The sequence below is a fragment of the Sphingobacterium siyangense genome (assembly GCF_023277505.1).
Taxonomy (GTDB): domain Bacteria; phylum Bacteroidota; class Bacteroidia; order Sphingobacteriales; family Sphingobacteriaceae; genus Sphingobacterium; species Sphingobacterium siyangense.
In genome coordinates, this window is sequence record NZ_CP080574.1 from 3,881,699 (window position 1) to 3,896,003 (window position 14,305).

The 14,305-nt window shown below is 42.3% G+C and carries 11 protein-coding genes; 4 read left to right on the top strand and 7 right to left on the bottom strand.

The window, feature by feature from the left end:
• Positions 1-37: 37 nt before the first annotated feature.
• The 3 genes from K2F45_RS16305 (at position 38) to K2F45_RS16315 (ending at position 2,993) form a co-directional block, all read left to right on the top strand.
• Positions 38-1,285 (top strand): helix-turn-helix domain-containing protein, encoded by a 1,248-nt coding sequence (locus tag K2F45_RS16305; protein WP_248931890.1) that lies wholly within the window; start codon positions 38-40, stop codon positions 1,283-1,285.
• A gap of 91 nt (positions 1,286-1,376) precedes the next feature.
• Positions 1,377-2,072 (top strand): hypothetical protein, encoded by a 696-nt coding sequence (locus K2F45_RS16310; RefSeq protein WP_075993099.1) that lies wholly within the window; start codon positions 1,377-1,379, stop codon positions 2,070-2,072.
• 18 nt (positions 2,073-2,090) lie between these two features.
• Positions 2,091-2,993 (top strand): hypothetical protein, encoded by a 903-nt coding sequence (locus K2F45_RS16315; RefSeq protein WP_075993100.1) that lies wholly within the window; start codon positions 2,091-2,093, stop codon positions 2,991-2,993.
• Between the two features lie 45 nt (positions 2,994-3,038).
• On the opposite strand, the gene K2F45_RS16320 is transcribed toward K2F45_RS16315, so the two are convergent.
• The 3 genes from K2F45_RS16320 to K2F45_RS16330 form a co-directional block, all read right to left on the bottom strand.
• A complete protein-coding gene (locus K2F45_RS16320; protein ID WP_145330711.1) occupies positions 3,039-3,896 on the bottom strand; it encodes a helix-turn-helix domain-containing protein in 858 nt (285 codons plus the stop codon).
• 236 nt (positions 3,897-4,132) lie between these two features.
• Entirely contained in the window at positions 4,133-6,397 is a 2,265-nt protein-coding gene (gene ggpS / locus K2F45_RS16325; protein ID WP_075993102.1) for a glucosylglycerol-phosphate synthase, read from the bottom strand.
• Position 6,398: 1 nt separating this feature from the next.
• Positions 6,399-7,388 carry an NAD(P)H-dependent glycerol-3-phosphate dehydrogenase gene (locus tag K2F45_RS16330; protein WP_248931891.1) on the bottom strand — a complete coding sequence of 330 codons (990 nt, stop codon included), beginning with the start codon at positions 7,386-7,388 and terminating at the stop codon, positions 6,399-6,401.
• Between the two features lie 4 nt (positions 7,389-7,392).
• Here K2F45_RS16330 and K2F45_RS16335 point away from each other — a divergent pair, with 4 nt between their 5' ends.
• Positions 7,393-8,880, top strand: a complete 1,488-nt coding sequence (locus K2F45_RS16335) for a mechanosensitive ion channel family protein (protein ID WP_216640370.1) — start codon at positions 7,393-7,395, stop codon at positions 8,878-8,880.
• 353 nt (positions 8,881-9,233) lie between these two features.
• On the opposite strand, the gene K2F45_RS16340 is transcribed toward K2F45_RS16335, so the two are convergent.
• From K2F45_RS16340 to K2F45_RS16355, 4 genes are all read right to left on the bottom strand, one after another.
• Positions 9,234-9,914 carry a DUF421 domain-containing protein gene (locus tag K2F45_RS16340; protein WP_075993105.1) on the bottom strand — a complete coding sequence of 227 codons (681 nt, stop codon included), beginning with the start codon at positions 9,912-9,914 and terminating at the stop codon, positions 9,234-9,236.
• A gap of 228 nt (positions 9,915-10,142) precedes the next feature.
• The gene (locus K2F45_RS16345; protein WP_088161924.1) at positions 10,143-11,006 is read right to left on the bottom strand and encodes an SDR family oxidoreductase; all 864 of its coding nucleotides are present in this window, start codon (positions 11,004-11,006) and stop codon (positions 10,143-10,145) included.
• A 109-nt stretch (positions 11,007-11,115) separates the two neighbouring features.
• The gene (locus K2F45_RS16350; RefSeq protein WP_248931892.1) at positions 11,116-13,230 is read right to left on the bottom strand and encodes a catalase; all 2,115 of its coding nucleotides are present in this window, start codon (positions 13,228-13,230) and stop codon (positions 11,116-11,118) included.
• A 153-nt stretch (positions 13,231-13,383) separates the two neighbouring features.
• Positions 13,384-14,295: a cation diffusion facilitator family transporter gene (locus K2F45_RS16355; protein WP_075994853.1), complete on the bottom strand. Its 912-nt coding sequence runs from the start codon at positions 14,293-14,295 to the stop codon at positions 13,384-13,386.
• Positions 14,296-14,305: the final 10 nt, after the last annotated feature.

Here is a 14,305-nt window from a genome sequence, read left to right on the forward strand (position 1 = left end):
CCGTTTGGATGGACACGGACAAGACCAGTAAAGATCATTGCTAATTTGTAAAAAAAAGCTTATTCGTCGCCCCGCTATCCGTAAATGGTTGGATCGGGGTACTTATATGGATGATGTAGCACCATTTGATCAATTATGTTTAAATTCACGTTACAATGATAACTTGCTACGGCCCATGATCAATATACTCTATACCTTTCATGCTTTTTCAGCGGGTGCATTTCTGTTGCTCGGCACCTTAATCGTTATGGGTGTCAACCACAGTTGTTCCCACGCAGACCGGTGGCTTGGGACTTGGTATTATTTGATGGCATGCTTATTTACCCAGCTTTTTCTTGAAGGTTTTCATATCGAGAGCAATGGATTGATCCATACGCTGGAACTCCCGCGATGGGCTACACTCCCCTGCTTCTACCTGGCCGTTCACTACATGGTCAAACCAACAGCAAAAATTCGGTATTGGGGACTACATTTTTTTCCATTCCTCGCTTTCGTTTTCTTCTCCATCATCTATTTAATACCCGGACTTTTTAATAGACACATCCATCCGCCTCAATTACCGCAATGGATCATCTTTGCTATCAAATATTTCTTTTTTGCACAATGTATCTTTTATTGGATTGCCTGTTATAACCTCTTTAAAATACACCAGAAAAACATTCGCCAGCTATCTTCCTATACGGAAAAGATAAACATGGCCTGGTTAAAGTATCTATTGATTGCGCTATTATTGATGATTGTTGTCCGTCTGCTGGCTATGGTTCATTTAGTTTTCAGTGCTGTCGCCCCAATTTTATATTTTATGGGCGCAGTGGCACTTGGGTACGCAACGCTAACACAACGGTCAATTTACACAATTGAGTCTACAGAAAACCTCATCAACAAAGCGCAGCATAAAAAGGTTAAAGCCGAAGAGCGGCTGACAGCACAACAAGTAGACGCATTAAAAGAAAAACTAGTACAGAAAACAACAGCTGAAAAGCTATATCTCGACCCGGCTTTAACACTATCGTCTCTCGCTGAGCATATCGGGATCAATCCGCACGATCTGTCCTACATCATAAACAATGGACTGCAGAAAAATTTTTACCAGTTTATCAACGAGCTTCGCACGGAGGAAGCGAAACAACTTTTATTATCCGAAGAGGCCAAGCTACTTGATATGTTTGGAATCGCAATAAGGGCAGGTTTCAATTCAAGAACAACCTTTTATGCCAGCTTCAAAAAAGCAACAGGCATTACGCCGACAGAATATATGAAAGTCAATAGTAAACAATCAAACTAACTCGGCACAATGAAGTTTGTTCGATTGCATCCATTCGGACGGTTAGCCTATCAAAAAGACCTACTCTTGTATCATATCAACAAAAGAAATTATGATACAATACACCAAACCAAGCGGGTACTCGAGAGCGATCCGCCAATTTTCCAAAGCAACATATGGTCTTCTGGTGGGAGCATGTTGTCTTTTTGCTTCGATTGATACATTTGCCCAGTCCGCCTCTAAAGATAGCCCCCAGCAACAACAGTTGGTTCCACTAAAATCATTTCAAGGCTACTACCAGCTACCCAATAAAGTAGCTTTCATTGCTTTCGAGGAGCAAGATAACAACCTGTATGCGACACAGCTGTGGGATCAGAAAAAAAGATATCAGCTGGTCCGCAAAGATGATACGCATTTTGAATCCAAAAACGAAGGCTATGCCATAGAATTTTTAAAGGATGATTCCGGCGATTTTAGCCAAACCAAGATACTGGGTAGGATTTTATGTGAGCGCGTGCCATTTGACCCCACTAAAATCGCGAGTTTAACCGCATCTCAACTGAAACAACTTGCCGGAACTTACCTCAAGGTAAATGACAACAACTTTAAAATTCAAATAGATCCCTCCTCAACAGGCCTAACGCTTACTCAATTGTGGGATAACAAAACAATTTCATTTACCCCACGATCGGAATTTTTCTTCCTCAATGATGATGGCACCTTTCCATTGACATTTTCTGTTGCCAATGGAAAGGTAGAGCAGATGCAGTGTTTCGAAAATGATCTTTGGCTAAAAACTGATCAATAATCCTAATAAAAAAATATTATGAACAGATTTATTGCCTGCTTATTCCTGCTGCTGGGTACAGCTCAGCTTAGCGCCCAACAGGTGGCGGATGAACAGTTTCATTATCCCATCACCGATCCGCACCACCGGATCGGTGATGGACCGCTACTCCTATTTGACGAGGCACACAACAATCCGGTTACTTTGAGAGGAGCCTACGCTCCTTTTTCAGATCTCCTTCTGGCTGATGGATATCGCCTCCGAAGTGCTAAAGAAAAAATCTCTTACGATCAACTAAAAGAAGTAAAAATCTATATCAGTATAAATGCCTTATATAATCCGGAAAACTGGAAATTACCCACCTATTCAGCCTTTACCGATCAGGAGATAGAAACTCTCCGCCAATGGGTATTTGATGGTGGAAGCCTATTTCTAGTCACCGACCACATGCCTTGTGGCGGATCTGTACAAACGCTCGGTGCGGCATTTGGTATTCATATCGTGAACGGTTTTGCCTTACCTAAGAATGGACGTCCCGAGATCTTTTCAAAGGACAGAGAAACACTGTTATCAAATTCTATAACCACTGGATCAGGTAAAGAAATAGACAGTATTATGTGCTGGGGCGGAACTGGCTTTATCGTACCAACGACGGCACGTATTATTTCTTTATTAAATGAAGAATATGACATCTACCTACCCAATGATGCGAATCAGATAAAAAGGCCTATTCCAGACAATATTCCCCGATTGTCGGGCAAAGGGTTTGCAAACGGTGCTTACCTGCAGTTCGGGAAAGGGAGAATTGTGGTATTCGGAGATGGTGCTCCTTTTTCGGCACAACTCCATGGCATCAAAAGTGAAAAAAGAGGAATGAACCATCCGGCCGCAAAACAGAATGCTCAATTTTTGCTCAATATAGTTCATTGGCTTGACCAATGAACTGATTTGGTTAGGCTAATGCTGATTCCTCTGGGAATAAATTTGTCATATAATTGATATACGATAGTCGAGTGGACTAATTCTTGTTTTCTTTTTAAACAGTCTGGTTAATGACTGAGGTTGATCAAATTGCATTTTTTTAGCGATTTCAGCTACTGATAAATCAGTTTCAGCAAGTAATTCCTTTGCTATTTTAACAATAAAATTATCAATATGATACTGTGCTGTATTTTTAGAAGTTTTTAAAGAAACATCATTGAGAAATCGTGTTGTACAATTTAGTTTCCTGGACAATAATGTTAAACTAGGAAGTAGGGACAAGCATTTTCTTTTGCTATCAAAAAGAGTGTGCAGCTCGCTCATGAAATCTTTTTGTAACGCTCTAAACTCATTCAGCTTATCTTCCATTAACTGTTGATAAAACCTTTGCATATGTTGTAAAAGCAAATCAAGATAAGAAATAAGTATTTTAGACTGCGTTTCACTCATGGGCATCTTAGTCTCGAGGTCTATCAGTTCAAAGATATTTTTTATAAGTCTGTAATCGTTATTCGATAAGATCATCGATTCCTGAATGGAGTATTCTAGAAACCCAAATTCTTTCAATTTATTTCGCAGACTATATCCTGTAAATAGATCTGAACGGAATGCAAAATAAGCCCCTTCTTTAAAATATCCTCTTATTTCTTGGACCGGAAAATACTGGCTGCTGAAAAATAATAAGATATGTTGTCCACGATGATCCTTATTTGAACATCCAAACACAATCAAGAAATATTTATCATCAATCCATCTTTTGGCAGAATCAAAAAATTGCTCCTCATTTCCAAAATTGTCAAAATAATAACTGAAGCTTGCACTGAAAGCATTTTGAAATTCATTATTATTACCAGTATTTATCATATTTTATTTTTTCTTCGAGACTTTGCGCGTTATTTTTTATTGAATTATTCCCTCAAGAAAAACCCTCGTTAAAACAATTTTGTTTGTAAAATAGAGGGATTTCCTAAAGGATACATCCAGCAGCTTCGTTTTCAACGTTATTTTGTCTTCTATTCAAGAAACCAGATTAACACGGATTTCTAATTCTTTTTTTCTAAGATGACTAAAAAAGCACGTTTGACACCTAAGACTAGCAGTTACTTCTTTTCAGGAACAATTGCCTTACCCGATTTTTCGAGCTCTTTCACAAAATCCCGCCCCCAGTAATGGATATCGTAGTGCTCAATATGCTCGTACAGCCTGCGCGCCCTGACCTGAGCCTCTCCGGGTTCCATGACCAAGGCTTTCAACAGTGCATCTTTCATGCTCTTACGGTCGTAGGGATTGGTCAATATGGCATAAGGCAATTCGACCGAGGCACCTGCAAATTCTGAGAGCACGAGAATCCCGGGAGTCTCCAATAACCCATGGGTCGCAATGTATTCCTTTGCGACTAGATTCAGTCCGTCCCGCAGAGGCGTGATCCAGGCAATATCACTCAGCGCATAGTGTTTGACCACTTCCTCAAAAGGTAAGGCCCTGTAAAAATATTGGATCGGGGTCCAGTTCATCGTTGCATATTTACCGTTGATCTCACCCACGGCCTGATTCACCTGATCCCGAATTTCGTCATAGATCGTCATCCCCTGTGATGGCGGCGTACAGACATTGACCAGTTCTATCTTGCCCCTAAATTCTGGGTATTCGGCCAGAAATTCACCAAAAGCCTGGATTTTTTCCAAGGGGCCTTTGACGTAATCCAGGCGCTCGATGGATATGATACGCGTTATTCCCGATCCGGCTTTGTTTTCTTTGAGGGCATTGATCTCGGTCTTAACCTTATCATCTGTCAAAATCTGTTCGATATGATCCCTGTTGACCCCCACCGGCTGTGCGCCAAGCCTAATCTGCCGGCCATCTACCTCTATGATCTTGGTCATCTGATCGACGCCGAGCGCACAGCTATAGGTCAGGAACTGATTGGCGACATCAACTTTTTTGACCACTTTAAATGGTGTATGGCTACGGATCACATCCACAAAATTCTCGACATAACGGGGGATATGAAAACTGATAAAATCACAGAGCAGCAGGCTGCCGATAATCTCTTTGCGCCAGGGAATAATATTGAAGATATCTGCTGCCGGAAAAGCCGTATGATGAAAAAAGCCAATTTTCAGATCCGGGCGCATGGTCTTTAAAAAAGAAGGCACCATCCACAGATTATACTCGTGGATCCAGACCAGTGCCTCCTCGTCGGCCTCGCGGGCAATCCGCTCGGCAAAGCGCTTGTTTATCATCAGGTAATGTTCCCAGTCCTCGTGGTTGAATTTTGCCCGGTCCACAAAGGAAAAGATCGTCGGCCAGAACGCCTCTTTGGAGAATACACGATAGAACTTATCGATATCCTCTTTAGACAGCGATATGGTGGAAGCGACCAGATTAGGGTATCGGCTTTCGTCCACCAACTGATTTGGAACCGGCTTTCCGTCCTGTTGGATGACTTCCTCCCCGATCCAAAGACCGGAGCGTCCCTTTTCAAATAAGCCCAGCAGCGAAGGAATGATGCCGTTCGGGCTTTTGGGCGTTACCCTTACCGTCTTACCGTTTACCGACTCCTTTTCAAAAGGCAGCCGATGGTACACCATCACCAGCTGGTCTGATTTTTTGGATTTTCTTTTTCGAGGCACCGATTTTTGTTCCCCGCGGATCAGCTGCTGAAACGGGCGGTATTTACCCATGTACTCCAGTATACCGCCCGCTCCAGCGGCCTCTGCACTGTACGCTGTATCCAACTGATCAATGGCCTGCAGCAGCCCCGGCTCAGATTTTCCGACAGCAACACCACGAAAGCCGATTTCAAACAAGGCCAGATCATTCAGTGTATCGCCAGCTACCATCACATCATCTGGGTCAACGGCCAGAAATTCAACCAGCTTCTTTAATGTCGTACCCTTATTGACCCCTCTGGGGAGCAAGTCCAGGTATTTATCGGCCGAAGTAATGATGTCGCATTCGTACCTGTCCGCTACCTGCTGCACAAGGCTATGGTCCACGCCGGCTTCAAAATAAAAGGAGCTGCGGCGCTGCTGCGGTACATGCTGGTAATTCAACTGCGGTATTTCCTCCAACGCCGACCGGATGGCATAAGTCTGCGGCCATTTTTCCTCGATCTCACTCTGCAGCGGCTCAATTGCTTCCAGGCTATGGCCGTTAACGACCGTGGCGCCCACATCCGCAATAATGAAATCTGGCACCGGAATAAGCGGATCGCTCAGCAGCGGCAATACCGACTCCAGCCCTCTTCCGGTGACAAAGACCAGCTGCATATTCGGGCTAGTTTTTATCAATCTATATAATCTGAGGCGGTCTTCCATCCTTCCGCCCAAAAAAGTTCCATCTAAATCTGTTGCTAATAGCATATTATTTTATATTCCTTTCTAAAAGTTTAAATTCATCAATTGCGGCCATATGGTTGTATAGCACACGATATGTTGTCTGCAAGAGGGGTAAATTGAGCCCGAGGCTCGAGACCGTCGCCATCAGCCCCCGGGTTGCAAAATATCCCTCAGCAACCATTCCCATGAGTTGACGGGCTTCGAACACCGAATATCCCTGGCCAAGGTATTTACCGAAAGTCCGGTTACGGCTATGCGCGGAGTAGCCCGTCACCAATAGGTCGCCCAAATAGGTGGAACTGCCCAGTCGGACATCGGGCGCACCAAGGGAATGCAGCAACAGCCCCAGTTCGTCAATCGCATTGGCCACAAGCACCGCCATAAAGTTGTCACCGTAATGGAGTCCTTCGGCCATGCCACAGACGATGCCGACGACATTTTTGTAAATAGCGGCGTACTCCACGCCCAGCATATCGGGGTTATAGTTTACCTGCATATAGCTTGAAGCGAAGCCCTTGGAAATCTTACTGATAAAGGATTCGTTGGGACCGCACAGGGTCATATAGGTTTTCTTGTTCCGTGCGATTTCTTCGGCATGGCATGGTCCCGCAATGATTGCTTGCTGAAAATCTTCCAATTCAAAATACCTAGCGAGATAAGCACTGGGAAGCAGGTTGTCCGGGCCGACGGTTCCTTTAATAGCGGTGATCACAAACTTTTCGGCAAGGTCCTTTTTGGGGATTACGGCGCAAACTTTGTCCAGATGCGCACTGGGCACGACGAAAAGAATTACTTTCGATCGGGCCACGATCTCGTCCAACTGATCGGACGCATAAATTTTTGTATTGTCAAGTTTTAAAAACGATAGGTAGTCAGGGTTAACAGCATCCCGGTTTATCGAGCGAACCTGCTCTGAACGCCGCAAGTACCAGTTGGTATGGATGCTATTTTCTGTCAAAATTTTAACCAGGGCCGTGGCCCAACTCCCACCACCTATCACACTAATCTCATTCAAATCGTTGGGGGTTTTAAAGACGCGAAAAAGAAAATTTTCGGCATCGGGTTATCTATTAATTTACCAATATACGCAAAAATTAATCAATAAGCAAACTTTAGGCGTTAAAACAGGGTTAAAGGGGTATTTTCCACGCCAAAATCCGTGTTTATATTTCTTCGTAAATTTGTTTGTTCATATGAAAAATTTAAACATGCTTAACTTCAGTGAACAATCATCAAGTTCAATTTATCAGTACATTTTTAATTTCTTTGGCAAATTGGGTTTATCCGAGCAGCAGGCACATATTGTTACGGCCACCGGATTACTTTTTGCTTTTGCGGTGCTGCTCTATGCACTCGATTATATCATGCGCAAAGTATTTTATTCCGCATTGAACCGGATTGCCCGGAGGACCTCGACCAAATGGGATGATTATCTGTTGGAAAACAAGGTGCATGTACGCGTGAGCCGTACCCTAATCGTGCTGCTCACACGGCAGCTGCTTCCGGTGATCTTCATTGGTTTTCCGGTGCTGATAGCGGCTATTGTCAAGTTTCTAGATATCGTGGTATTGTTCACCATCTACCATTTGGCCAATAGCTTGTTAAAAACCTGCCGCGATATTTTTCGTGGTTCAAATGCGTTTAAGGACAAACCCATCGACAGCTACCTGCAGGTGGTACAGATCTTTTTAATTTTTGTGATCGGTACACTGGTCGTTTCCCTGCTGACCGGCAATTCACCTTGGTCCTTTCTAGTCTCACTTGGGGCGGCGTCCGCCGTCCTCATGCTCGTATTTAAAGACACTATCCTGGGCTTTGTGGCCAGTATTCAGGTGTCGGCGAATGACTCGGTCCGTGTAGGAGACTGGATAGAAATGCCCAAATACGGTGTGGACGGCGACGTGCTGCAGATCAACCTCAACAATGTGAAGATACAGAACTGGGATAAGACCATTGTCACCATTCCGACCTATACCCTACTGAGCGATTCATTCAAAAACTATCGTGGAATGCAGGAGACTGGTGGCCGTCGGATAAAGCGGGCATTGAACATTAAAATGTCTTCGGTGCGCTACCTCAGTGCGGAGGAAATCACGGCATTAAAAACGATCCGGCTGCTGGCTCCTTATATCGAAAAAAGAGAGCGCGAGATTGCCGAGTACAATAAAACCTGGCGTACAGACAGCTCCTCGCCCGTCAATGGTCGCAGGATGACCAATATCGGCCTGTTCAGGGCCTATGTACTCGCCTATGCCAAACATAACCCCAATATCCATCAGGAACTTACTTTATTGGTCCGTCAGTTAGCCCCTAGTGAATACGGTATTCCGCTGGAACTCTACATGTTTACCAAGGGGACACAATGGGCCTATTTCGAAGATACGATGGCCGATATATTTGACCATCTACTAGCTGCCATTAAGCACTTTCACCTGCAGGTATTTGAACTGCCTGCATCGGACGACCTGCGGCTGCTCGGCGCGATGGCCCCCCGTTCCCAACAGTAGCTCCTTTGTTGCGATAAACCTAAGCTTGCCCGGTGGTTTCAATCTTATTGCCGCTGGGCAGCTATCAAAAGACCGGCTAAATTGGTTTCCCATAGTTTAGCATACGGGCCTTCTTTGCCGGCATTTAGAGGCCTGACATCATACATTCCATATCGTAAATAGTTTTCACTATATCAACAGGATATATTTTCAAAAGTACAGTGTAGATTCGGCGATTCAGATTGAAGAGTCTATATGTCACAAACTTCTTCCCAAATGGTATTTTCATCTGATCAACCCTTAATCCTTCGAATAAAAACGGTCTTACTGCACCATCCTATGATATGTTCAAATAATACATGGTATTATTTATTCTAAACTCTTCGTGAATTCAAGGCTATGCTCCATTGTGTTTTATTGCATCTTGGACATGACTGGGAATCATTCTCAAAACTAAATAAAACATGACCGCAATACATGCATGCAAATGGCCCTTCGGAACTCGATACATCAACCATTTTGTAAGATGATGGGAATAATGGTAGCCCATATCTCACATCATTATCCGCATAAAATAAAACGCTTAAGGTTCCATCGACTTCTAGAATCCCTTCCTTAACCTGTCCCAAATGTTCTACATTTAAATTTCTCAGTTCAGAAAAAAATTCCATATGTGAAAAGTTATTATCCTTTTCATGTTTTATATCAAAGACACCATCTTTTACTACAGGTAAAACTTTACCTTCCAATAAATGGGCAATCTTCTCTGATCGGGAGGCGAGCCAGGTTATCAACCTATAGACGAAAATTACACCTATAAAAACAACAATCGCATGAAAAATCGGTATGTCTTCTTGAAACATTGGATCTCCCGCAGCTGAGCCCAAACTGATAATAATCGCAACCTCAAAAAGAGTTAACTGTCGAACTCCCCTTCTACCCGAGAGCCTTAGAATTATCAATATTAGAAGAAACATTATTACTGTTCTCGCTCCTATTTCAACAAGAAAGGAGATTTCCACCCCCTCAGCAAATATTTTTTGTATATCAATCATAACCTTTTAAAACCAAAAATCTTAATGTGGCCTCCGCACATTCAATCCTAAAACATTCCTCCGGTTGCAATAGTTCCTTACTCAGCAAAAACAATATATATAAATTATTGATTGTTAAGAAGCAATTAGTTTGACGAAAATGCGCAATTAGCCGAAGCGTGTTACCTCTCGGTTTTCAAAGATCGCCCGGTAGACGACTTCCTGGGCTGATTATGAGTTATACGTTTACTAACCATTTACGACTTCTCCTCCATTGGGATGTAAAACTTGACCGCTCATAAAATGTGAATCTTCGCTGGCTAGAAATAGAAAGCTTGGCGCAATTTCATTAGGCATTCCTGCCCTGTTCATTGGAGAGTCGCTTCCAAATTCGGAGTTCTTTTTAGGATCAAAAGATGATGCTATCAATGGTGTCCATACCGGACCTGGAGCAACAGCATTGACCCGAATTCCTTTAGCTATAAGATTTGCTGACAAACTCCGTGTGAACGAAATTATTGCACCTTTTGTTGCAGAATAATCGATCAACTTTGGACTGCCTCGATAGGCAGTGACCGAGGATGTATTAATTATGCTTGCTCCCTTCTTAAGATAAGGTATGGCATACTTCGTAACCCAGAAATAGGAAAAGAAATTATTCTGAAAAGTATTGATTAACTGCTCAGTGGAAATTTTCTCAATTGATTCTGTTTCCCAGTGAAGCCCCGCATTATTAACTATAATATCAATTTTCTTATGCGCTTTTATTGCAATTTCAATGACTTTTTTACAGTGATTTTCTTTTCGCAAATCACCTTTAATCAGCGCACATTTTCGAGAGAAGGATTCAACCTCTTTTTTGGTTTGTTTTGCATCTTTTGTTTCACTAAGATAGGCTATAACAATATCAGCACCCTCCTTCGCAAATAACAGAGCGACAGCTTTGCCGATACCGCTATCTCCGCCCGTAATCAATGCTACCTTATTTTTTAATTTTCCTTCTGCAGGATACTGTATTGGAGACGTGTCAGGAATTGGTACCATATTTATTTCCAATCCCGGTCGCTTTTGCTTTTGCAGCGGTCGAATCTTTTTACTTGCTTCTTTTTTCATGCTACTTCTTGTAAATAATTATAAGCAATTTCTGATTTCCGGTCCTCCTTCTATTCGACTACAACAAATAGTCGTTCTACCGAAGGACTATTTGTTGTATATCAAGAAATCAAGAAGGTACCTTTCTGGATTTTTCTCTCTCCCAAACACGGTGGCCTTTCATTACCGCTATAAAATCTTCTGTTAAATTGTCCTTGCTTTCGAAAATAACGCCTTTATCTTTTTTAATAAATGATCTTTCAGCTAACTCTTCAGCACCTTGTGCAAATGCCAAGGCCTTACAGTGTCGGTAACCTTCATTGATAAAATGAAGGTAATCGGCATTTTCCGCAAGAGTTTTGACCGATTCGCCTGCTGCTGTGTAGAATGCATCGTAACAAACTGATGCCTCCGTAAGATAGGAATGTTGGATATCTTCTTCTGTCCCTTCCTTGAACCGGATCTTTCCTACATGAGATGCGATTAGCACTGCTTGCGCCCCTTCCCTTTCGAGTGCTGTTTTCATTTTATCTATGGAGGATTTGCTAGCTCCATGATCAACAAGAAAAGCAACCTTTCTACTCTTGATCGTACCCTCGCCGTCTTTTACTTTCATACTCAAAGCAGCAGACTTTTCAACTTCGGGTTTGACTGGTTTAAGCGGATATTCGGGATGGTTCTGACGTGCAAATTTGAGGGTTAAAGGATCAAGTTCTTTTGGCGGTGTAAGCCCGAGGTTTGAACCAACATTTTTTGCTAATCCTTGGTCTATCTGGTTCAAAATAGCCAGTTCTCGCTTTCGTATATTGACATCATTTACTTTCGAAAGCTCAAAACTCAGGGCATTGACCATGTGATCCTGTTCTTCTGGGCTCTGTGAATTAAAAAATAGTCTTGCTTGTGTAAAGTGGTCTGCGAAGGAATCTGAGCGGGCCCTAATTTTCGAGCCATCAAAAGGTTGCTTATGGGATTCAAATCCTACTCCATCATTGAGCATTGCATGATAAGGACAGCCTGCAGCTTTACTATTAGGGAAATAACTCACGGCACCTGTAGGAATCTCAGACCGCGCAAAACCATCTTTTTGGTTATTATGTTTGCCGGTTACGGGACGATTGATAGGAAGCTCATGGAAATTCGGACCACCTAATCGATAATTTTGGGTATCCATATACGAAAATATTCGCCCTTGCAAAAGCGGATCATCCGAAACATCTATACCTGGCACTAACCTTCCGGGATCGAAAGCGGCTTGTTCGGTCTCTGCAAAAAAATTCTCTGGATTTCGATTTAGTGTCATCGTTCCGACAATCTGAACAGGCACCAGTTCCTCTGGGATAATCTTTGTCGCATCCAGAATGTCAAACGAATATTTAAATTCATCCGCTTCAGGAATTAATTGAACGCCGAGATCCCACTGCGGAAAATCGCCCCTTTCAATAGCTTCATAGAGATCTCTTCGATGAAAATCAGCATCAAATCCTGAGATCTTTTGGGCTTCGTTCCAAGCGACTGAATGTACTCCTAATCTGGGTTTCCAATGAAATTTAACGAATGTGCCTTTTCCTTGGGCATTCATAAATTTAAATGTATGGACACCAAAACCTTCCATCATCCTTAAACTTCGGGGTATTGCACGATCTGACATCGTCCACATGATCATGTGTGCAGATTCGGGCATCAGTGATACAAAATCCCAAAAGGTGTCATGTGCAGATGCCGCCTGAGGCATTTCGTTGTTCGGCTCTGGTTTTACGGCATGGATGAGATCTGGAAAATTCATCGCATCCTGAATAAAAAAAACTGGGATATTGTTTCCCACAAGATCGTAGTTACCTTCTTCGGTATAGAATTTAACAGAGAAACCTCGTACATCTCTAGCAAGGTCGGTAGAGCCTTTGAAACCTGCTACTGTGGAAAATCTAGTAAAAAGAGGCGTTACCGTTCCTTTTTTTAAAAATGCTGCGCTTGTATATTGAGATAGGTCAGCGGTCGCTTCGAAAATTCCATGAGCTCCTGATCCACGCGCGTGAACGACACGTTCTGGTATACGTTCGCGGTCAAAATGCATCAGCTTATCAAAATAAATATGATCCTGTTGTAATGATGGCCCCCGCTCACCCGCCTTTAATGTATTGTTGTTGTCGGAAATAGGCACACCATCATTGGTGGTCATAATCTGCTCGGAATTATCCACTAAATGCTGATCTATCTCAGCAGTTTTTAAATTCTTTTCTTTTTTCATATCTAATGCTCTTCTGGTTTGATCCATCAGGTGAACAAAACCAAAGTCTGAAAGGTTTGGCAGGTATTTACATTTGCCAGGATTACCGACAATTCTGACGCTATTGGCCTGAAGATGATGTATTGATTGCGTGTTAAATGGGCTTGTATTTGATTATTCTGGTTGAATAATCACAAAGTGTACAAACTTAAATTCATTTTTTATATCCTCACGAATCCGGCGTATCGCCTCGGTGATTTCCTCTGTTTCAAGATGATCTTCAAAATCAATAATAAGCATCAATACAACGTACTCTGGCGATTGATAAGTGGATAGTATGTTTTTAGTTTTTATAACAGCCGAATCCTTTTCAGCAAGCTGGGCAATTTTCAATCTTGTTTCTGAAGCAATTCCCTCTCCCATTAATAAGCTTCTGCTTTCTCTAGCCAATATAAAGGATACAAAAACCAACAACAAGCCTACGATTACTGAAGCTAGGCCATCTAATTCAGGAATCTGCAAGTAATGACTTAGTCCCATGAGTACCATAACGATTATTAGCCCTGCCACAGCTGCACCATCTTCAAAGACCACAAGGAAACTGGAAGGATCTTTACTCTTAATAATTGCATCCCACCACCCCATACCATTGCGGGTTTTATTGAATTCTTTTAAAGCAATAAAAAAAGAAGTTCCTTCAAAAATTAAGGAGAGTATGAGTACAATATAATTCCAAAAAGGATCGCTCATTAATTCGGGTTCCATGATATGAGCTACACCCTGGTAAATAGATAATGTACCACCAAGCCCAAAAATCAGAATGGAAACAACAAAAGACCAAAAGTATAGTTCTTTGCCATAACCAAAAGGATGAGACTGGTCGGGTGACCTCTTACTTCTATTCAAGCCATAAAGTATGAGCAATTGATTTGCTGTATCTACCGTTGAGTGAATACCCTCTGAAATCATGGAGGAACTATTTGTAAATGCTCCTGCAATGAATTTAGTTAATGCAATTAATACATTCGCCGCGAGTGCACTGTATATTGATTTTTTATTACTGGTTTTTAATTCCGGATTATCCATGGAGGTTTTG